Source organism: Bacillus sp. SD088 (assembly GCF_017355205.1).
GTDB lineage: Bacteria > Bacillota > Bacilli > Bacillales > Bacillaceae_C > Lederbergia.
The window spans coordinates 116,741-138,261 of the sequence record NZ_JADIJK010000003.1 but is presented as its reverse complement, the minus strand read 5'-3'; the positions used below and the strand labels follow the sequence as shown (position 1 = coordinate 138,261).

The 21,521-nt window shown below is 37.8% G+C and carries 17 protein-coding genes and 1 other RNA gene; all 18 read left to right on the top strand.

Features of this window, described 5'->3' with window-relative positions:
* Window positions 1-11 precede the first annotated feature (11 nt).
* The 18 genes from IPU53_RS03650 to IPU53_RS03570 all read left to right on the top strand — a co-directional run bounded on the left by IPU53_RS03650 (window position 12) and on the right by IPU53_RS03570 (window position 21,450).
* Window positions 12-2,063 carry a glycoside hydrolase family 65 gene (locus IPU53_RS03650; protein ID WP_207447800.1) on the top strand — a complete coding sequence of 684 codons (2,052 nt, stop codon included), beginning with the start codon at window positions 12-14 and terminating at the stop codon, window positions 2,061-2,063.
* Between the two features lie 76 nt (window positions 2,064-2,139).
* A non-coding RNA gene (ssrS, locus tag IPU53_RS25725) (6S RNA) lies at window positions 2,140-2,334 on the top strand.
* A gap of 373 nt (window positions 2,335-2,707) precedes the next feature.
* Entirely contained in the window at window positions 2,708-2,938 is a 231-nt protein-coding gene (secG, locus tag IPU53_RS03645) for a preprotein translocase subunit SecG (protein WP_207447798.1), read from the top strand.
* A gap of 173 nt (window positions 2,939-3,111) precedes the next feature.
* Window positions 3,112-3,858: an alpha/beta hydrolase gene (locus IPU53_RS03640; protein WP_207447796.1), complete on the top strand. Its 747-nt coding sequence runs from the start codon at window positions 3,112-3,114 to the stop codon at window positions 3,856-3,858.
* Window positions 3,859-3,879: 21 nt separating this feature from the next.
* Window positions 3,880-6,201, top strand: a complete 2,322-nt coding sequence (rnr, locus tag IPU53_RS03635) for a ribonuclease R (protein ID WP_207447794.1) — start codon at window positions 3,880-3,882, stop codon at window positions 6,199-6,201.
* Window positions 6,202-6,299: 98 nt separating this feature from the next.
* The gene (gene smpB / locus IPU53_RS03630; RefSeq protein WP_207447792.1) at window positions 6,300-6,767 is read left to right on the top strand and encodes an SsrA-binding protein SmpB; all 468 of its coding nucleotides are present in this window, start codon (window positions 6,300-6,302) and stop codon (window positions 6,765-6,767) included.
* A 260-nt stretch (window positions 6,768-7,027) separates the two neighbouring features.
* Complete coding sequence (locus IPU53_RS03625; RefSeq protein ID WP_207447783.1) at window positions 7,028-7,999, top strand: ROK family protein; 972 nt, start codon at window positions 7,028-7,030, stop codon at window positions 7,997-7,999.
* Window positions 8,000-8,003: 4 nt separating this feature from the next.
* Window positions 8,004-8,732, top strand: a complete 729-nt coding sequence (locus tag IPU53_RS03620) for a glucosamine-6-phosphate deaminase (protein ID WP_207447781.1) — start codon at window positions 8,004-8,006, stop codon at window positions 8,730-8,732.
* 153 nt (window positions 8,733-8,885) lie between these two features.
* On the top strand, window positions 8,886-9,755 hold the full coding sequence (locus IPU53_RS03615; protein ID WP_207447779.1) for an AraC family transcriptional regulator: 870 nt from the start codon (window positions 8,886-8,888) through the stop codon (window positions 9,753-9,755).
* A gap of 363 nt (window positions 9,756-10,118) precedes the next feature.
* The gene (locus IPU53_RS03610) at window positions 10,119-11,462 is read left to right on the top strand and encodes an ABC transporter substrate-binding protein (RefSeq protein WP_207447777.1); all 1,344 of its coding nucleotides are present in this window, start codon (window positions 10,119-10,121) and stop codon (window positions 11,460-11,462) included.
* A 274-nt stretch (window positions 11,463-11,736) separates the two neighbouring features.
* Entirely contained in the window at window positions 11,737-12,699 is a 963-nt protein-coding gene (locus tag IPU53_RS03605) for a carbohydrate ABC transporter permease (protein ID WP_313886437.1), read from the top strand.
* An 11-nt stretch (window positions 12,700-12,710) separates the two neighbouring features.
* Entirely contained in the window at window positions 12,711-13,589 is an 879-nt protein-coding gene (locus tag IPU53_RS03600; RefSeq protein WP_242698049.1) for a carbohydrate ABC transporter permease, read from the top strand.
* Between the two features lie 32 nt (window positions 13,590-13,621).
* A complete protein-coding gene (locus IPU53_RS03595) occupies window positions 13,622-14,728 on the top strand; it encodes a Gfo/Idh/MocA family protein (RefSeq protein ID WP_207447775.1) in 1,107 nt (368 codons plus the stop codon).
* 365 nt (window positions 14,729-15,093) lie between these two features.
* A complete protein-coding gene (locus IPU53_RS03590) occupies window positions 15,094-15,903 on the top strand; it encodes a sugar phosphate isomerase/epimerase family protein (RefSeq protein WP_207447773.1) in 810 nt (269 codons plus the stop codon).
* Window positions 15,904-15,907: 4 nt separating this feature from the next.
* Entirely contained in the window at window positions 15,908-17,035 is a 1,128-nt protein-coding gene (locus IPU53_RS03585) for a Gfo/Idh/MocA family protein (protein WP_207447771.1), read from the top strand.
* A gap of 22 nt (window positions 17,036-17,057) precedes the next feature.
* Window positions 17,058-18,668, top strand: coding sequence for a gamma-glutamyltransferase family protein (locus IPU53_RS03580; RefSeq protein WP_207447769.1), 1,611 nt, complete (start codon window positions 17,058-17,060; stop codon window positions 18,666-18,668).
* A 685-nt stretch (window positions 18,669-19,353) separates the two neighbouring features.
* Window positions 19,354-20,157, top strand: coding sequence for a sugar phosphate isomerase/epimerase family protein (locus IPU53_RS03575; RefSeq protein WP_207447767.1), 804 nt, complete (start codon window positions 19,354-19,356; stop codon window positions 20,155-20,157).
* 81 nt (window positions 20,158-20,238) lie between these two features.
* Window positions 20,239-21,450: an MFS transporter gene (locus IPU53_RS03570; protein WP_207447765.1), complete on the top strand. Its 1,212-nt coding sequence runs from the start codon at window positions 20,239-20,241 to the stop codon at window positions 21,448-21,450.
* The last annotated feature ends 71 nt before the right edge of the window (window positions 21,451-21,521 follow it).

Here is a 21,521-nt window from a genome sequence, read left to right as displayed (position 1 = left end):
GAGGTGTTAGAATGGATAGAAAAAGCATAGTTGAACGACATGATCCAATTATTAAAAAGGTAGAGCCACTGGCACCATTATCGGTTGGAAATGGAGAATTTGGTTTTAGTTTTGACTTTACGGGGGTGCAGACCTATCCTGAGGCATATGAAAGTCCACTTGGGACACAATCCAATTGGGGTTGGCATTATACAGGGCGTAGAAACTTATATACTGAAAAGGATATCCGTTATCAAAGCTTCGATACTTATGGGCGGCAAGTTTATTATCCAATGAAGCCAGAGGAATGTGATGAAGCCTATCATTGGCTACGACAAAATCCCCATCGCCTACAGCTGGGGAGAATAGCCTTTCGCTTTTTAACAGAAGATCATTGTGAAATCCCCCATGATTCAATTGAAAATATTGATCAGCACCATCATTTATGGACAGGGATTGTGGAAAGTCATTATATAGTAGATGGAGAGCCTGTTACAGTATATACTGCCTGTCACCCTCATCAAGATGTGATTAGTGTAAAAGTGTTATCTCCCTTATTAAAAAGTCAAAGGATGGAAGTGAAAATTTCATTTCCTGCTCCTGATGTGACTGATAATGCATGGGCCAAAGCAACTTTTCCAAATTGGGAGGCAGATGATCGGCATATAACCGAGATTGTTAAAAATACCGAACAATCTGTTCTATTAAAGAGAGTTCTTGATGAAGATTTCTACCAAGTATACTGGAGTTGGGAACAAGGGAATTGGGAACAAACTGGCCAACATGAATTTACCTTAACTGCAGATGGAGCATCCGATGAACAAGCTTTTACAGTATCATTCTCACCTAGTGATCCTGCCGTTGTAAAAGGAAAAGATGTTTTGTCAGAAAGCGAAAAGCACTGGGCAGATTTTTGGCAAACAGGTGGGGCGATTGATTTTTCCGGAAGTGCTGATCCAAGGGCTTTTGATTTAGAAAGAAGAGTCATTCTTTCTCAATATTTATGTGCCATTCATAGTGGAGGCTCATTGCCACCACAAGAGACTGGGTATATGTATAATAGCTGGTTTGGAAAATTTCATTTAGAAATGCATTGGTGGCATGCAGCCCATTTTCCTTTATGGGGACGCGCTGATATTCTTGATAAAAGCTTAGAATGGTATAATAAAATCCTTCCACTGGCAGAGGATTTAGCCAAAAGTCAAGGCTATGAGGGAGCGAGATGGCCGAAAATGGTCGGGATGGATGGCTTGCAGAGTCCTTCTCCTGTAGCACCAGGACTTATCTGGCAACAACCGCATCCAATCGCATTAGCAGAATTACTTTATCTGGCTACTCCAACAGAGGAATTGTTGGAAAAATATAAAGACATGATTTTTGCATCAGCTGATTTCATGGCTTCCTATGCTCATTGGGATGAAGAAAAAGCTGCCTATATCCTTGGTCCTCCATTGATTCCAGCACAAGAATGTCACCGAATGGAGGAAAGTATAAATCCACCATATGAATTAGAGTATTGGAAGTACGGCTTAGATATTGCTATAAAATGGGCGGAAAGATTAAGTATCAGTGTGAATCCAGCATGGTCAAAAGTGGCTCAATCGATGTCCTCCCCTCCTTTGAAAGAAGATGTCTATCTTGCGCATGAAAACTGTGAACAAACCTATACGGAGAAAAATCATGACCATCCGTCTATGGTAGGTGCCTTAGGAATTCTTCCTGGAACATTGATAGATAAAGAGATTATGAGAAATACACTCAGAAAGGTATACGAGGTTTGGGATTGGGAAAGCGCTTGGGGATGGGATTTTCCGATGTGTGCTATGACAGCTGCTCGATTAGGAGAAAAAGAACTGGCTGTAGACTTTTTAATGATGGAAGCAACAAAAAATACCTATTTACCAAATGGCCATAATTATCAAAGACCAGGATTGACGGCTTATTTACCGGGGAATGGTGGTTTATTGACAGCAGTAGCGATGATGGTATGTGGTTGGAAAGATGCACCAAATCCGAATTGCCCAGGGTTTCCAGATGATGGGAGTTGGAAAATAAATTACGAAGGGCTCCATGCTTGGTTATAGGAATGATTTCCGCTGAGAAAGATTTTATGTAAGTATTTACTATTGCTATATCTTTTGAAAAGGAGTAAGATACTTTTAAAGGCTACATTGTTCGTACCTTTAATTAAGTTTTTCACCTAGTTAGAATTTAGGGAGTTTTACATTGAAACCGAAATGACAAATCTCTGTCTATAAGACATGGAGGACAAGCAGGAAGGTTTCTGCAAACACCCACTTAGTCAAGTGGTGTATAAAGCTTCTTTAAGTTAGATACGGCAAATGTGGCTTTTACAAATTGGTCAATGATCCAGCTTCTATATGGAGCTGGTATTTTTCATTGTTAAGGAAATTATAAAATTGTCGCTTGTGGATAACTAGCTTATGTCGTGGTCGACATCCAGCTCCAGCGCCTAGCCCCTCGAGGTCAAATAACCCTGAACCTATGAAGGGAAAAAGCCCCTTCCTAGGTTCAGGAACATTTGCTTGTCGGGGCTGATCAAGGCGCTTACGCTTTTGTTCTTCGTTTATAAATAGATATCAACTTTTTGGATTTATACTTAAGAAATCGGCAGGTGCTTTAAGCAGGATAAAAATATCTTGTTCATTGTTCTCAATTATGTTACATTTATGTTAACGTTTTATGTTCGTTTTAGGGAGGGAATTTGGTGTACACACTGCTCATTATTTTATTATTGATTGATTCTATCGCACTTATAGGTGTTGTTCTGCTTCAATCTGGAAAGAGTGCTGGACTCTCAGGAGCTATTTCTGGAGGCGCTGAGCAATTATTTGGAAAGCAAAAAGCGCGTGGAATGGATTTAATTCTTCATCGTACAACGGTGATCCTTTCTGTTTTGTTCTTTTTATTGGCCATTACCGTGGTTATGTTTGAATAAATATTTGAATTCGAAACCTGGTCGATATGGGCCAGGTTTTTTTAGTGGTTAATATATATTGAATGGACAATTTTGCGAGATGAGCAATCGTTTTTCTGGATTGTTCGATCGATCTTTGTTTAAACTAAATGAAGAGCTTGACCGCATAGATATAGAGAAATGGAGTTATGAAAATGAAAATTAAACCCCCACAGCCATTTACATTTAAAGCAGGAAAAAGGGCTGTTTTACTATTACATGGATTTACTGGAAATAGTGCGGATGTTCGGATGCTAGCACGTTTTCTTGAAAAGAAGGGTTATACAAGTCATGCACCTATTTATAAAGGGCATGGTGTCCCTCCAGAGGAATTGCTTCATACAGGCCCGGAGGATTGGTGGCAGGACGTGATGAATGCTTATCAGCACTTAAAAGATTTAGGACATGAGGAGATTGCTGTCGCCGGACTTTCACTTGGTGGTGTTTTTTCTTTGAAACTGGGTTACACTGTACCTGTAAAGGGAATTATTCCCATGTGTGCCCCCGTGTTTTTTAAAACAGAGGAAACAATGTATGACGGAGTTGTACAATATGCGAAAGAATATAAGCAATTTGAAGGAAAATCTGTAGAGCAAATTGAACAAGAAATGAATGAATTCAAAAAGACTCCTATGAACACGCTAAAAGATATGCAGGAATTAATAGCGAGCGTTCGAGAATCTGTTGATATGATTTATAATCCCATGTTTGTTGTACAAGCAAGAAATGATCAGATGATTAATCCGGAAAGTGCCAATATTATTTATGAAGAAGTGGAATCCTCCCAAAAAGGGATCAAATGGTACGAAAAATCTGGACATGTGATTACATTAGGTCCAGAAAAGGAAACTCTTCATGAGGATATTTATCATTTTCTAGAGAGCTTAGATTGGACGGAGTAGGTGGCCAAGGAGGGCTTGGAAATGGAAGAGAATAGACAAATCTTTATCGAAAAGGTATTAGCGTATCTGCAAGAAGAAGCAAAACCGCTCACTGTTAGTGAAATTGAGGAAAATTTACAAGTTACAGAGGCCGAGGATTTTAAAAGCCTTGTAAAAGCGCTTGTCTATATGGAAGAACAAGGAATGGTCGTCAGAACGAGAAGTAATCGCTATGGCTTACCAGAAAAAATGAATTTGATGCGTGGGACACTATCGGGGCATGCAAAAGGTTTTGCTTTTTTAATTCCAGATGACAAAAGTCTTGATGATGTCTTTATTCCTCCCCATGAGAAGAATGGCGCTATGCATGGTGATCATGTTTTGGTCCGTATTGCGAATGAAAGTAAAGGATCAAGGCGCGAAGGAACAGTTGTCCGAATTTTAAAGCGTGGTTCTGAAAAAGTTGTCGGGACGTATTCGGAATCGAAATATTTTGGCTTTGTTATTCCAGATGATAAGAAAATTGCCGATGATATTTTTATCCCGAAAAATAAAAGTATGGGAGCGATCGACGGCCATAAGGTAGTCGTCCATATTACGATTTTTCCTGAGAATCGAAAAAATGCTGAAGGAGAAATTGTCGAAATCCTTGGCCATAAAAATGATCCAGGCATCGATATTTTATCGATTATCCATCAGCATGAACTCCCGCTCGCGTTCCCAGACGAAGTTATGGAAGCAGCCAATCGCATCCCAGATGTGGTGGATGAAGTGGATATTCCGAATCGACGAGATTTACGTAATGAAACGATTGTGACGATTGATGGGGCAGATGCGAAGGATTTAGATGATGCTGTGACCTTATCGCGACTGGAAAATGGACATTATAAATTAGGTGTCCATATTGCTGATGTTAGTTATTATGTTCGTGAAGGCGAAGCGATTGATCGTGAAGCCTATGAGCGTGGTACAAGTGTCTACTTAGTTGATCGCGTCATTCCAATGATTCCTCATCGTTTATCAAATGGGATTTGTTCGTTAAATCCACAAGTAGATCGATTTACGATCTCTTGTGAAATGGAAATAAACGGACAAGGGGAAGTAGTCAGCCATGAGATCTTTCCTGGCTTGATTAAGACGACAGAACGAATGACCTATGAAGCTGTGAATCGGATTTTAATCGAGAAGGATGAAGAATTACGGGAGAAATATCAAGCCCTCGTGCCAATGTTTGAATTAATGGAGGAGCTCCAAGGCGTTTTACAAAACAAACGAATGAAGCGTGGAGCAATTGATTTTGATTTTAAAGAAGCAAAGGTTTTAGTGGATGCGGACGGAAAACCAACTGATGTTGAGATTCGCGAACGGTCGATTGGGGAGCGAATCATTGAGGAATTTATGTTAATCGCCAATGAAACAGTGGCAGAGCGTTTCCATTGGATGGATGTTCCATTTATTTATCGGATTCATGAAGATCCAAAAGAAGATAAACTGCAAAGATTCTTTGAGTTTATTACGAATTTCGGATTGATTGTCCGTGGAACTGCTAATTCCGTACACCCGCGTGCTCTTCAAGATATTATCGAGGCAGTTGCTGGAAAACCAGAAGAAATGGTGATTTCTACGATGATGCTTCGTTCCATGCAACAAGCTAAATATGATCCAGAGAGCATCGGTCACTTTGGTTTATCAACGAAATTTTATACACATTTCACATCACCTATCCGCCGCTATCCTGATTTAATCGTTCATCGTTTGATTCGGACTTACTTATTTGAAGGAAAGTTGGATGAGGGCACGCGGAGCAAGTGGGATGCAGAGCTTCCAGATATTGCGGATCATACGTCAAAAAGGGAGCGTCGTGCAGTTGATGCGGAACGAGATACGGATGAGATGAAAAAAGCAGAATATATGGAAGATAAAATTGGTGAAGAATTTGATGGCATGATTAGTTCCATTACTAACTTTGGTTTATTTGTGGAACTTCCCAATACCATCGAAGGGCTCGTCCATGTGAGTTATATGACAGATGATTATTATCATTATGATGAACGTCATTTAGCAATGATTGGAGAAAGAACAGGAACTGTCTTCCGGATTGGCGATGAGATTACTGTTCGCGTGATCAATGTTAATAAGGATGAGCATGATATTGATTTTGAAATTGTCGGGATGAAAAAGAAGCGACCGAAGCATGAAGATGAAACGAAGCCGCAAATCCTTAAATTGAAAAAGGGGAATAAGGCAAAGGGGCCACAAGAAAATCGTAGTGACAATGATGAGTGGTCTACAAGACCACCACAAAAAAAGAAGAAAAAGGCTTATCGAAATAAAAGTAAAAAATCGGGAAGAAAGAAGTCATGATGTCAGATGGGTTGGAGGCGGAGGCTTCCACCCTTTTTCTCCTTCGTGTATAATAGAGGAACCAAATTTCATAGAACAGAATAGAGGGGGGATTACACATGCCAAAAGGGGAAGGAAAACTGATTGCGCAAAATAAAAAGGCGCGTCATGATTATTCTGTTGAAGAAACGTATGAAGCGGGAATGGTTTTACAAGGGACAGAAATTAAATCGATTCGGGCTGGAAGAGTTAATTTAAAAGATTCCTTTGCTCGGATCCAAAATGGAGAGCTATACTTACACAATGTCCATATTAGTCCATACGAACAGGGAAATCGTTATAATCATGACCCTTTACGAACTAGAAAATTATTATTGCATCGTAAAGAAATTAGTAAATTAATTGGAGAATCGAAGGAACAAGGATACTCGATTATTCCATTGAAAATCTATATTAAAAACGGCTACGCAAAAGTATTAATCGGACTCGCCAAAGGGAAAAAGAAATACGATAAACGCGAGGATTTGAAACGAAAAGAAGCCAAGCGAGATATCGAAAGAGCCTTTCGAGAGCGACAAAAAGTATAGTTGTAATGAAAAAGTTGTTCAGTGCATAAGTGCTGGACAACTTTTTATTTTACACCACATGGCCAAATAGCAAATTTGTATAAGAAAGTGTCATAAAAATGTTAGTTATTTTATGAGATTTTTTTATAATGATTTTATAAAGCTAATTATAAGGAGGGGTGAGAAAGGATAAATACTATATCGGTTTATCGTAAGCCGGGAAAATGCTAGTGAGCAATCAGTTGTAAAAAGACTATAATATGTGAAAGTGGTATTTTATAATGATAACTAAAAATAATTCACTTACTTCAGTTATTGGTATAGATGTTGGAAAAACCAAAATTCAAATTGGCATTGTATCCGAATTCGGAAAAATTTTTCATAAAAAGTACTATAAAATGAATAGCGATTCGCAAGAAAAGTCAATTGAATGTATCCATAATTCATTATGTAATTTTGTGGATCAATACGCTGGATTCAATGTGAGTGCAGTTGGAGTAGGGTTAGTTGGACATGTTGATCCGGACAAAGGAATCTGGCAAAGTGCCATAAATATTCCAATTTTTAAATCTGTTCCATTAGCAGAAATGATCCATGAAAAAATAAAATTACCAGTATTTCTGGATAACGATGTTAATTCGGCAACGTTAGCTGAAATGCAATGGGGAGTTGGGCAGAAATCTGGAGACTTTATCTATCTAAATGTTGGAACTGGCATTGCAATGGGGATCGTATCCAATTCTCAATTATATAGGGGCGTAGCTAATTATGCCGGAGAAGCAGGAAAGATGCTGATAAACTCTTGCATAGGCGGTTACCATGATCTTGAAACCGTTAGTTCTGGTGGTGGCATGATTACACAAGCAGTAGATGGGTTTCATCTATACCCTACCTCTGTTTTATCTGAACTTCAGAAAAGGAATAAGTTAAATTCAAGTACGATTTTTCAGGCGGCTGATAATGGAGATAAACTTGCAAAAATTGTTTCTGAGCAAGCTATTGAAGGCTTAGGAATAGGGACGACGAATATTTTAAATTTATTTAATCCTGAACATATCGTTTTTGGCGGTGGAGTTTTTAATCATAAAGCAGTTATTAGTAAAATCAAACAATTTGTAGATGATTATGCCCTTCCTGTCACCAAAAAAAATTTAAAGAGTGTAAGAGTTACAGAGTTAAATCATAATAATGTGGGATTATTGGGAGCGGCTAGTGTAGCATTGAAAAATGTGGAATCTTATGTAAGGGAGTGAAACAATGAATATCGATATTTTGAAACAGAGTGAATACGATGAGAAAGTAGCGGAAATCGCTTTGACCCAAATAAAAAATAAACCTAACTCACTTCTTGGATTTGCAACAGGAAACACTACAGTTGGATTCCATAAAGAACTTGCAGAAAAAATAATGGATAACCATGTAAGCGTTGATGACTTATCCACCGTAAATTTGGACGAATATATAGGGGTGACCAGTACTAATCCTGCAAGTTGTTATTATAGAATGCATGATCAAATTTTTAAAAGGCTAAACTTAAGAAAAGAACAAATAATCTTTTTAAAAGATATTTCAGAACAAGAGGACTTTAAGCAAATTTGTTCACAATTTGAAGATAAAATTGCAGAAAAAGGAGGAATTGATGTTCAGTTCATAGGAATTGGCTTAAATGGGCATATTGGTTTTAATGAACCAGGGACAGCATTTGGAACGACGACACATGTTATTGAATTAGACAAAAAAACGAGAGAATCAAAGGCACATGTTTTTGGCGGGATTCATAGAGTTCCCAAAAGAGGGATTACGATGGGAATGAAGACGATTATGAGAGCCAAAAAAATTATTTTACTGGCAAAAGGTGAAAACAAAGCGGAAATTGTTTATAAAGCACTTTATGGACCTGTAACACCAGAGCTTCCAGCTTCTGTTTTACAGCTACATCCGAATCTTACCGTTATTTTGGATGAAGGAATATCACTTAAGGCTTAAAAGATTGTTTTAAACAAAGCCTTGGACAATAAAGCATTATTTCATTGATATTGAAAATTATAAAGATTCACTTTAGCGCAACTAGATTAATAAATATCCCGAACGTATAATATGAATATGACTACTCTTGGTAGTAAAATGGGGAGATTTAGTATGCTGCAGACTAGGCAGGATTTACAATACATTGACTTAAAGATTGATCACAATAGTAATGGTTGGAAAATGATGTGGGAATGGCATAAGCAAATTGAAATTTTGTATATCCTTGAGGGGCAGGGAAAATGCTATATTGAAGATAACGAATATGATTTTGCTCACAGTGATCTTTTTGTGATTAGTCCATATAAATTGCATAAGACAGAACTAGTCGATAAGAAAGGTTTTAAAGTATTAGTAATTATTTTTAACCTAGAATTAGGTGAAAAATTTCCGAATATGGATGGAATAGATGTCTTGGAATTTATAAAAGTGAATTATGCTGATTATTCACCGATGATCAAATTGGATTGTACGGAAAAAGAACGATTAGAATTAGTTTTCGATCGAATGCAAACAGAGTATAATAGCTTCCCAAAAACATCCCTGGATTATTTAATTTCATTGCTCCATATTTTGATCATCGAGATTAATAGAATTTACAATAAGCAGATCAATGTGAATAAAAAGTGTATTGATGAGATAGACTTACCGCAAATCATCGTCGAGTCCATTGGCTATATAAATCAGAACTTTAAACAGGATTTGAACTTAACTAGAATCGCCTCTGTGTTTCATATCAATCCCTCATATCTTAGCAGAGAGTTTAAAAAACGGACGGATATGACCGTTACTGAATTTCTGAATTCTAGGCGTATTCATTATGCAAGAAATCTCTTAGCAAAAACCGATTTGAAAATTATCGAGATTGCATTAGACTCAGGTTATAATAATATTCCATATTTTACTTCGGTATTTAAAAAATTTGTCGGGATGACTCCAAAGCAATTTAGAAATAAATCGAGAGCCAGGGTTTTTGCTAACTAAACCATTCAAATACCAGTTCTTTTGGACCCGCTACATGGTTCTGTGTTTTAATTTTATATGACTATTCTTGTTTTCTCTCGTTATGCTAACGAATAATGGGAGAAAACTTTTTGTGTTTTAAATTCACTTTCACTCCAAACCAACAGGTTCACGTAAATATCCCCTGACAAATCCCCATGCCTACTAATCTTCTTGCCATTAGTAAAAATTTTATAAGGAATTCTTGAATTACTATAAGAAACAAAAATCCTTCTTTTATAAGATAGTTGATATAGAGAAGTTATCCTAAGATTTGGGGAAAATTGTAACTTTTCTCCATTTGTAAGGGGTTTCTAAACTAACTGAAAATAAGGAGGGGAAATTTTGAGTTTAATTAAGAAGATAGCTGTATTTTCTGCGATATTGTTACTATTTCCAAGTATACTTGCTGCGTGTAATTCTGACAAAAGTTCAGGAGGAAGCTCTAAAAAAACCGAATTAACTTGGTTAGTAACGACTAGTCCAGTTCGTGATGAGTGGTATAAGCAAGTGGTTAAAGACTTTGAAAAAGAACATTCAAATATCCGGATTGAATTAGTTACGATTCCACAAGATGAGATGGACCAGCGCCTTTCCACAATGTTAGCTGGGGAAAATGCACCGGACGTTTGGTCACCGAATTGGTCGCGTTCTGGGTTTGGCACCTATCAAAAGAGAAATACATTATTGGATCTAAGCAATTATGTCGAGAGCGATGCAGAGTTTTTAAATGGGATTCCTGATGAGTTGATGGAGTTGTATAAGGTTCAAGGGAAAACTTATGGTATCCCGATGTTAAGTATGGGAACTTATTTATTTTATAACAAAGACATCTTTGATGAAGCTGGAGTAGAATATCCTACAACGGATTGGGAAGATGTAAGTTGGGATTGGGATGAAATGGTGGATAAGGCTAAGAAATTAACAAAAAATATCGATATTCCGAACGAGGCAATCTATGGTCTCTATAATCCCGAAACTCCAAATCGCTTTTCCTGGTTCTTTGGGGGAGATTTTTTTACAAAAGAAGCGTATGAAACTGGTGAGATGGGTGATCCACAGGCGTTAAACAATCCTAAAAATAAGGAATCAATACAAGCTAATTATGATCTAATTTACAAGCATAAAGTATCGCCTAACCCTTCACAAGTGGAGGCAATATCCCAGATTAGTGATCCATTTCTTTCTGGAAGAGTTGCAATGGCCATTAATGGTGGATGGGGAGTAATGTCTTATTTACCCGCAGAATTTAATTGGGGATTTGCCGCATTACCGTTTGCTGGGGAGGATAGGCAAGTTCCAATGTATGTTGATCCATGGACAATAGGGAAGGATTCTAAGCATCCTGACGAAGCTTGGGAATTTATTAAATTTATTACAGATCCAGAAGGTGGAGGCTACCAACAAATGGTGGATTTAAATAATCCGCCAGTTTACGAAAAATTAAATGATGAGTACTATGAAACGATTGAAGGCTATGAAAATATTATTATGACGAAAGAGCAAATTAAAGAGGCGATAGAAGGAGCAATGAAATATGGCAGAGCAGCTGACAACCATAAAATATCCGATTTTTCAAACATCAGAACGATTATAAATCAGAACATTGACGCGGTTTACAATAATAATAAGGACATTGATAAAGCGTTGGAAGAAGTCGACCAAGGTCTAAGAAATTTAAATGATTAATTAAAAGTAAGGCTTACTTTGAGGTTGTGACAAAATTATATTAAGTGCCGAAGACGAATAATTAATTACCTTAGCGAAGGAAATATACTTAGACTCCAGTGCGAAGTAAGAGTTTGGCAAGACCCCGAAGGCAAGCCTGAGGAGGCTTGACACTCGCCCGCGGAAAGCGAAGTATATTTTCGGAGCAGGTTATATACGCGATAGTGGTTCGGTGTTTTCTTTGGTGAAAAGACTTTTGTCCCAGCCTCATCGCTAAAAAGAGGTGATCTAATTGGTGGAAAATAGAAATCAGCGCAATTTGTCACATAATCACACTAAAAGAAATTTAAGACTTAAAAGATCAATGAATAGAGAACAAAAGAAGGAAGAGGGGATGTTTTACCTATTTATATCTCCTTGGCTTTTAGGCTTCGTCTTCTTTATTGGTGGTCCGATAATAGCCTCACTCATTCTAAGCTTCACAAATTATAATGTAATCGAAACACCTGAATGGGTTGGTCTATCTAACTATACTAAATTATTCCAAGATAATTTATTCTATAAATCTCTAAAGGTTACTGGGTACTTTGTCATTTTAGGCGTCCCATTTACCATCATCATGAGTCTACTGCTAGCTATTTTATTAAATCAAAAGGTTAAAGGACAAGCACTTTTTAGAACATTTTACTATGCACCGAGCATAATCTCAGGAGTTTCAGTGGCTTTTCTATGGGCATGGCTACTCAATCCAGATTTCGGTGTTGTTAATAACATTATCCATTCTACATTTGGTGCCAAGGGACCTGGGTGGTTTACAAGTTCAACTTGGGTTATTCCATCATTTGTTTTAATGCGTTTTACAGCATTGGGAAGCACCATGATCATTTTTCTAGCTAGTTTACAGAGTCTTCCTGATGAACTATATGAAGCAGCAGCGATTGATGGTGCAAATGCTTTCCAGAGATTTTTCAAAATCACGATCCCAATGGTTTCACCAGTCATTTTGTTTAATACTATTATGGCCATTATATCGTCCTTTCAAATTTTTACTGAGGCTTATGTTATTACCTCGGGCGGTCCGGAATGGGGCTCATATTTTTATGTACTCAATCTTTTTGAAACAGCATTTAGCCAATTTCGTATGGGCTATGCTTCAGCTCAAGCTTGGATATTATTTTTGATCATAGCCTTACTAACTATGCTAACTTTATGGATTTCACGGAAACAAATACATTATGAATATGATAATAGAAGTTAGGAGCGGTTAGTTTGAAAAATATTTTTCCTGAAAAATGGTTTAGAAAGTTATACAAACCAGGAGATGTAAGCCCATTCGGCAAAGTAATAACCTATTTATTCCTATTTTTATGTCTCTGTTTATTTTTATTTCCATTAGTCTGGATGATATCCACCTCATTAAAAACACTAGGTCAAGTACATACAGTACCAATGACTTGGATTCCTTGGCCTTTACAATGGAGTAATTTTATTGAAGTGTTTGAAGTTGTCCCATTTGGTAGATACCTATGGAACACATCATGGTATACAGTTGTTACAGTTACCGCAACGGTCTTCACATCTACACTGGTGGCTTTTGCATTTGCACGATTGCGTGCAAGAGGTAGAAATATCTGGTTTGCAATCGTTTTAGCGACAATGATGATACCACCACAAGTGACAATGATTCCTCAGTATTTAATCTTTAATGAATTCGGGTGGCTAAACACCTATTTACCATTAGTTATACCGTCTTTCGGTGCAAGTGCCTTTTTAGTCTTTTTATTAAGGCAATTTTATTTAGGCTTACCAAGAGAGTTAGATGACGCATTGAAAGTTGATGGAGGTGGTACATTTACACTTTATTTCCGAATTATATTACCTTTATCGATTCCGGCGATGACGACAGCAGCAATTTTGGAATTTATGTATCGCTGGAATGATTTAATAGGTCCTTTAATTTATTTAAGCAGCACAGATAAGTATCCGCTTTCTTTGGGGTTGGCTAATTTTACAAGCATGTATACAGCTACTCCCTGGAACCTTTTAATGGCGGCTTCTTTAATCGCTATATTGCCACCATTAATATTATTCTTCATTTTTCAAAAACATGTTATTAAAGGAATTGTTATCTCTGGTGCAAAAGGTTAAAGCAATATATTTTTGAAAGGGGAGTTTTAAACATGATCAGTCAACAAGAGATACGAGTTGGGATTATCGGAACGGGATTTATGGGCAAAGCACATGCGACAGGTTATAAAATGTTTGACATTAATATTGGCATGATTGCTTCAAAAAGTATGGAGAATGCAAAGAAAACCGCGAATGATTTTGGAGTGGAAAATTGGACCAATGACTGGAGAGAATTAGTTGCGAATCCCAATATAGATTGTGTAGATATTACCGTTCCTAATCATCTACATTATGAAATAGCAATGGCCTGCATAAAGGAAAAGAAACCTTTCTTAATCGAAAAACCATTGGCACGTAATGTAAAAGAGGCTAGAGAAATAGTAGCTGCTGCCAAGGAGAATGGGGTTTTAGCACTTTATGGTGAGAACATGAGATTTAAGCCAGCTTTAGTAAAAATAAAAGAAATTATCGATCAAGGTGGCTTAGGAGATATCATTATGCTTCGGTCCAATGAAGTCCATAATGGGCCTTTTCATAGTAAATGGTTTTGGGATGCAGATTTGACAGGCGGTGGAGCTGTAATCGATATGGGGATACATGGGCTTTATACTTTGGAATGGATCATGAATTCTAAAATTAAAAGAATTTATGCGGAGACAGGGACTCTGAAATGGGAGGAATATTGCAAAAACGGCGCTGAAGATTCTGCTGTTATTATTGTTCGCTTCGAAAATGGTGGAATGGCAGAACTGATTGTTAGTTGGGCAATAACTGGTGGAATGGATGTTCGCTTGGAGATATTTGGAAAAGAAGGAACAGCCTATGTGAGTACAACCCATGATGCTGGCGGGTTAAGAGTGCATAGTCATACTGGATATGGGAAATCTCTAGAGGAGCTAACAAGCTTAAAACCACATGTTACTTCTAATCAAGGCTGGAGTTTCCCTTCCCCAAATGATGAATTGCAGCAAGGGCATGCGTATGAGGTTAAGCATTTTATTGATTGTGTAAAAGGATTAGATACGCCGAAAAGTACTTTGGAACAAGGTCTTAGGGCATTAGAATTGGTCGAGGCTGTTTATGAATCAGCTAGGAGAGGGCAGGCCGTTGAAGTTGCTGCAAAGAATAATATCGATCAGAAATTGCGAACTTATTAGAATTTCAATCTCAAAATCTAAGAAAATAAATAAACCCGCCTAAACATGAGACCACTGAAAATCTTATATTTTTTAGGAAAATGAATGATTTACTGTGAAAAGACGATGGATTTTCCGTCTGAATATTCGCTATCCCCAAAATTTAATCTATGTTAAGGATTCTCTTGATTGGAGTGGAAGGCGGCGAAGAATTCCTGCGGGAGTACGGGGCAGGGGAGACCCAACAGGTGCAAATGCACTGCTCCCCGTTACGCCCGCAGAAAGCGAAGTCGCATGGAACGGGAATCAACAACTTAGTTTTAGACTCCCTTACGGAAATGATTTTTTCAGTGGCCTCCTAAATCTTTTGAAAGGAATTATCGTTTATGAATATATCTTTAGCCGGATTTTCTTTCTATAATTTGCTTAAAGAAAATAAGATGGATATTTTCCATTACTTAGAAACGGTAAAATATCGATACCATTTAAATACTGTTGATTTATGGAATGGATTTTTTTCTACGCAAGAAGATACGTTACGAATTTTATCAGATGAAACATATATTGAGAATATAAAAGATGCGATAGAGGAAAGAGACTTGACTGTTGTAAACTTTGCGATTGATGGGGCCCATATTTGGGACCCCGATCCAGCTATTCGCGAAAAATTACACGAAAACGCTTTAAAGCATTTAGAAGCAGCAAAATTATTGGGTGCCAAAACAGTTAGAATTGATACTGGCGGCTATGAATCATTACAAATAAATGAAGAACAATTTGATTTAATTGTAAAGCGTTATCAAGAATATTGTGAGGTCGTAGAGGAATATGGTATTTATATAGGCCCAGAAAATCATATGGGACCTTCACTTGTTCCAAAAACCATGCTTGATATAGCAAAGGCTGTTGACCGACCGAATTATGGAATTTTACTCCATGCTAGCCGGTGGAAAGGTGAGGATCAATCGCATGGCAATTCTATGCTGGCATCCTATGCTTACCATGTTCACTTTGATCCTAAAAGAACAGATTTAAATCATATGGAAAATGAAATAAAGCCGCTTATGGACGCGGGGTATCGTGGATATTGGGCAATAGAATATAATCCTGTAGAAAATCATTATCTAGAAATTGAATGGGCATTAGCTTCGTTAAAGAAGAGTTTGATAAAAGTCTATACTATTGAGAAAGGATGAGAATGTGGAAGCTATAAAAGTCGCCATTATTGGGGTTGGTTTAATTGGTAAACAGCACATAAAGAATTATTTGGATATAAATAATGTGGAAATTATTGCAGTATGTGATCTTGATAGAAACGAAGCTAAGGAAGTTGCGCAAAAGTTCAATATCCCGCATGTTTATTCAGACTATAAAGAGATGTTAAAACGTGATGATATTCATGCCGTTGATGTTTGTTTGCATAATAATTTACATTCGGCTATTACGATTGAAGCTTTTCAAGCAGGCAAGCATGTATATTGTGAAAAACCTATTGCTGGAACCTACTTTGACGGGAAAGCAATGGTTGAGGCAGCAAAAGAATATGGAAAACTACTTCATATTCAATTAAGATCCATATTCCGGAGTGATACAAAAGCAGCTAAAGCTTTGATAAACGAAGGTATGTTGGGAAATATCTATCATGCACGTTCAACGGGTTTTAGGCGAAGGGGCAGACCATTTGTAGATGGCTATGGAACTCCTGCTTTTACAAGAAAAGAAAGCGCTGGAGGTGGCGCATTATTTGATATGGGTGTTTATCATATTGCGCAAATTTTATACCTGTTGGATTTGCCCAAGGTAGACAGAATCACTGGAAAATTATATCAAGAAATGCCAATGGATCGCCATAGACAAGAACAAAGTGGATTCAATGTTGAAGAAATGGGACTTGGATTTATTAGATTTCATGGAGGTTTAACACTGGATATTATAGAAGCTTGGTCTGTTCATTTGAATCAATTTGAAGGGCCTAGTATTGTAGGATCTTCAGGTGGAATTCGACTACCTGCATATCCAGGAGAATTTAGTAAAAAGGATTTTAGTTTCCATTCAACGATTGCCGATATAGATTTTGATAGTACACCCGACTTAGAGCGCATGGAGATAAGGAGACATAGCTTGAATGAAAACGAAGACGCATATGATTCACCACAACATCATTGGATTGCCGCCCTACAAAATAGGGTGGAACTTTTGCCAACCGCTGCTATTGCACTACAAACTATGCTTATCAGTGAAGGTATTTACTTATCCAATGCTCTTGGCCGGGAAGTATCAGTAGATGAAGTCATTAATCAATCAAAATCCACATCTATATTTAGGTGAACTATTTAAGTGAGGGAAAAGCATGAATACAGATCACCAATTTTATCCTTATCCATCTAAAAGAATGGCTGTTCATGGTAGAAAGGGGATGGTTGCAACAACGCAACCCTTAGCAGCGCAAGCAGGACTGAGAATTATGCAAAATGGTGGAAATGCCATGGATGCTGCGATTGCAACATCAGCTTGTTTGACAATAGTAGAACCAAACTCCACTAGCATAGGCGGTGATTCGTTCGCCTTAGTATGGACCGAAGGAAAATTACATGGATTAAACGCAAGTGGACCAGCTCCACAAAATATTTCTATCGAAAAAGTGAAAAGCATGGGATATGATCGCATGCCCGGTCAAGGCGTAGTTCCCATTACTGTGCCAGGAACACCGGCTTCTTGGGTGGCTTTGTCAGAAAGATATGGCAGACTTCCATTATCTACTGTTTTACAACCAGCCATTGATTATGCACTTGAAGGTTTTCCGGTATCAGTAGAAATAGGTAGGTATTGGAATATTCGTTTTCATGAGTTTAAAAATAAGTTCAAGGGCGAAGAGTTTGCGGAATGGTTCAAGGTGTATGCTCCTAACGGGAGAGCACCTTATATTGGCGAAGTGTGGAGAGCTCCTGACCATGCGAAGAGTTTACAATTAATAGCTGAAACAAATGGAGAAGCTTTTTATCGTGGGGAACTTGCGGAAAAAATTGTCCACTGTGTAAACGAATATAATGGTTTTTTATCAATGGAAGATCTTGCTAGATATCAAGTTGAGTGGGTGCAACCCCTAAATGTAAACTATAAGGGCTATGATATATGGGAGATTCCACCGAATGGGCAAGGATTAGTAGCCTTGCTAGCCTTACAAATATTAAAAAATTTTGATTTTCACAGCAAAGATTCTGTAGACACGTATCACAAACAAATTGAAGCTGTAAAATTAGCATTTGTAGATGGTCTAAAATATATTACTGATTCGCGAAATATGAGTGTGACAGAGAAGGAATTACTTTCAGAGCAATATGCCAAGGGAAGAAGAGGTTTAATTCAGGATGAAGCTATATTACCAGAAGCAGGAGAGCCGATTCCAGGCGGTACTGCATATTTAGCAACAGCGGATGAAGAGGGGAATATGGTTTCATTTATACAAAGTCATGCAGGAGATTTTGGTTCTGGAGTAGTTGTACCTGACACTGGTATTTGTTTGTTAAATAGAGGGAGTGGATTTTCATTAAATCCTGAAGATACAAATAGATTAGAAGGAGGTAAAAAAACATTTCACACGATTATCCCTGGATTTATTACAAAGGATAATATGCCAGTTGGGCCATTCGGCATAATGTGTGGAATGATTCAGCCTCAGGCCCATGTTCAAATTGTGATGAATATGGTTGATTTTATGCTTAATCCACAAGCTGCTTTAGATGCTCCAAGATGGAGATGGATAAAGGAAAAATTAATTGAAGTCGAGCCGCAATTCCCTGACCATATCGCACAAGCTTTAATTAGGAAAGGCCATGCTGTGCAAAGAGCCATAGACTCTGGTATGTTTGGCCGAGGGCAAATTATATGCAGAGATGAGAAAACGGGTATTTTAACTGGTGGAACTGAGCCCAGAGCGGATGGTAGTATAGCGGCTTGGTAGAATCTCATGAGAAGAAAAACGAAAAACACAAGTAATTGATACGAATAGCGGTGGGAAAATAATCGTGATGAAAAAGTTGTTCAGTGCATATGTTTATGCTGGACAACTTTTTATGGTAAGGGAACTATAAAATTCTTGGCTTGTGGATAACTGTTTACGATGCGGCTTGACATCCAGCTCCAGCGCCCAGCGACTAGCAAACTTTCAGCTTCTGCTTGCGTAAGTCAACATTCACTCATGCTTCGCCGTGCTGTCTAGCTACAGACGGCAGGAGCGAGAGACTCGCAGGATGCGAGTCCATCGGTGTTTCGACAGGACGTCGAGCCTTTAACCGATGTTCCGCAAAATAACCCTGAATCGCAGAAGGGAAAATTCGCCCTTCTTCGTTTCAGGAACATTTGCTTGTCCTCCTAATCAGCCGTCTTTTGCATTTCATGTCAGGGCTACAGGATGTAGGTCAGAACAGCGTTGCGCCAGGACGGCGCGTTTTTAGCTGTTCATCCTTACTATGAAAGTTTGTACGTCGCTAAACGGGCGCTTGCGCTTTTGTGCTCAGATGGTAATTCTCCCAGATTGAAGTTTCATTTTAACACCCAAAAGCAGTAGGTCTAAAATATGATCAATTAGAAAATAGTGGTAAAATGTCAGAGACGGCATATTAAATTCTATATTAGGGGGCTATTCTATGAAGCTATCGATTGGTGGTTATTCATTTAGGAATACGATGTATGAGGGGAAAATGGATATTTATGGTTATTTGGAAACGGTTAAATATAGGTATGGATTAGATACAGTAGATTTTTGGAATGGGCAATTTGCTAATCAAAGTTTTGAGGCTCCTGAAGAAGAATATGTAAAAAAAATTCGTGAGGCATTGGATGAAAGAGAAATGACATTAGTCAATTATGCGATTGATGGGGCACATATATGGGATCCAGATCCAGAAAAACGGGAAAGCCTCTATCAAAATGCCCTAAAACATATAAAAGTCGGTGAGATGCTTCAAGCAAAAACAATTCGAATTGATACAGGAGGTCATTTTGGTTCACACCCAGATTTTTCATTGGATATGGAGGAAGAGCAATTTGAATATATTGTAAAACGATACAAGGAGTTCTCTGATCGTGCAGCCAATCTTGGCTATAAGATTGGTCCAGAAAATCATACAGGCCCTTCGTTAAGTCCGAAAAATTTGAAAAAAATTGCGGAGGCCGTTCATCATCCTAGTTTTGGCATTTTATTGCATATGGGCCGTTGGCAGGAAGATGCAAGCATTGGTGACGAAATGGTGGCTCCGTGGGTTTATCATACCCATTTTGATGCAAAAACCGCCACAGCAGAAAACGGAGAAAGCATCATTCGCATGTTAAGAGATGGTGGTTATGATGGGTATTGGGGAATTGAGCATAATTCTGAGAAACATCAATATATTGAAATTGAATGGCTGTTAGGTGCGGTTAAGCGATTGATCAAAAAAGCGGAAATTTAACTCTTAGCATATTATCTGCGGGAAATCTAAATTAGAAGCAATCAGTTTCAACACAATATTCACTTGGAAAGGAACCTACGATTGGCACATACGACAGATAAAAATACCCTTATCCATGTAAAACTATTTAATTTTTTCCTTTATGGTTCTATCTCGATTTTACTTTCTTTTTTTCCACTTTATTTTCAAAGTGTAGGTTTTAATAAAATGGCAATTGGCATGCTTATGGCAGGTGGTCCTTTTGTTTCGATTTTTGCAAATCCTTTTTGGGGATATTGGAGTGATCGCCTGCAAAATATTCGCCGTATTTTAGTGATCATGCTAATTGGAAATCTGATCATCGTTCAATTTGTTTTCCAATTAAATTCAATGGTGTGGGCTTTTATAGCGATGCTTTGTTTTTTCCTATTTCAAACGCCTTTATTTTCACAAAGTAATAGTTTGATCTTGAATACCATTGAAGGGACAAGGTATAAATTTGGTTCGTTTCGACTATGGGGTTCATTAGGTTGGGCGCTATTGGCTGTTGCTGTTAGTCCATTGATTGATTGGATAGGGATCGGAAATCTCTGGATTGTTTACAGTGTTATGCTGTTTTTAACGATCTTATTTACGATCAAGCTTCCAACTGGAAAAGTTGAAGGGACGAAAAAAATAACAAAAGGCGGATATAGTCGAGCTTTGTTTGGGAATAAGTATTTCTTAGTATTTGTTTTATTAGGTGTATTGATTTCTGTACCGAATTCGATGAATCAAACTTTTAGCTCCTTATATATTGATCAATTAGGTGGTTCTGTTGTATTAATTGGCTGGGCTGCTTTTTTGACTGCTATTTTTGAGGTGCCTGTTTTCCTATTATTTGATCGTTATTTAAAAAGGAATATTCCTACTATGATCGGTTGTCTCATTATTGTGAGTTTATTATTTGTGTTTCGTTGGTTTTTAATGTCTATTGCAGTATCACCTGTTCAAATTATCTTTATCCAAATGCTGCATAGCATTAGTTTCGGTGGCTATTATTATATAGGCACAACGTTAACAGCTGAATTGATCCCTGTTGAACTGCGGGCAAGTGGACAAGCTGTCTATGCACTGACATGGGGCGGCATATCTGGGATTATAGCAGGCTTTTTTGGTGGTTGGCTATTCGGGTCACAAGGGCCGCAAATGATGTACCAAGTAAGTACTGTGATTGCATTATTAGGGGCAGTTGGTTTTAGTCTCTTGTGGATGTGGATTCGAAAAGATGCAAAGTACCAAGTAAAGACTAAATCTGAGGGAGTAGATCTGTAAATAGATGAATTCGTTTGGCAATTTATGATTCATTAGCTAATAAAGTTAGCTATTTTAGCTAATGTGGATTG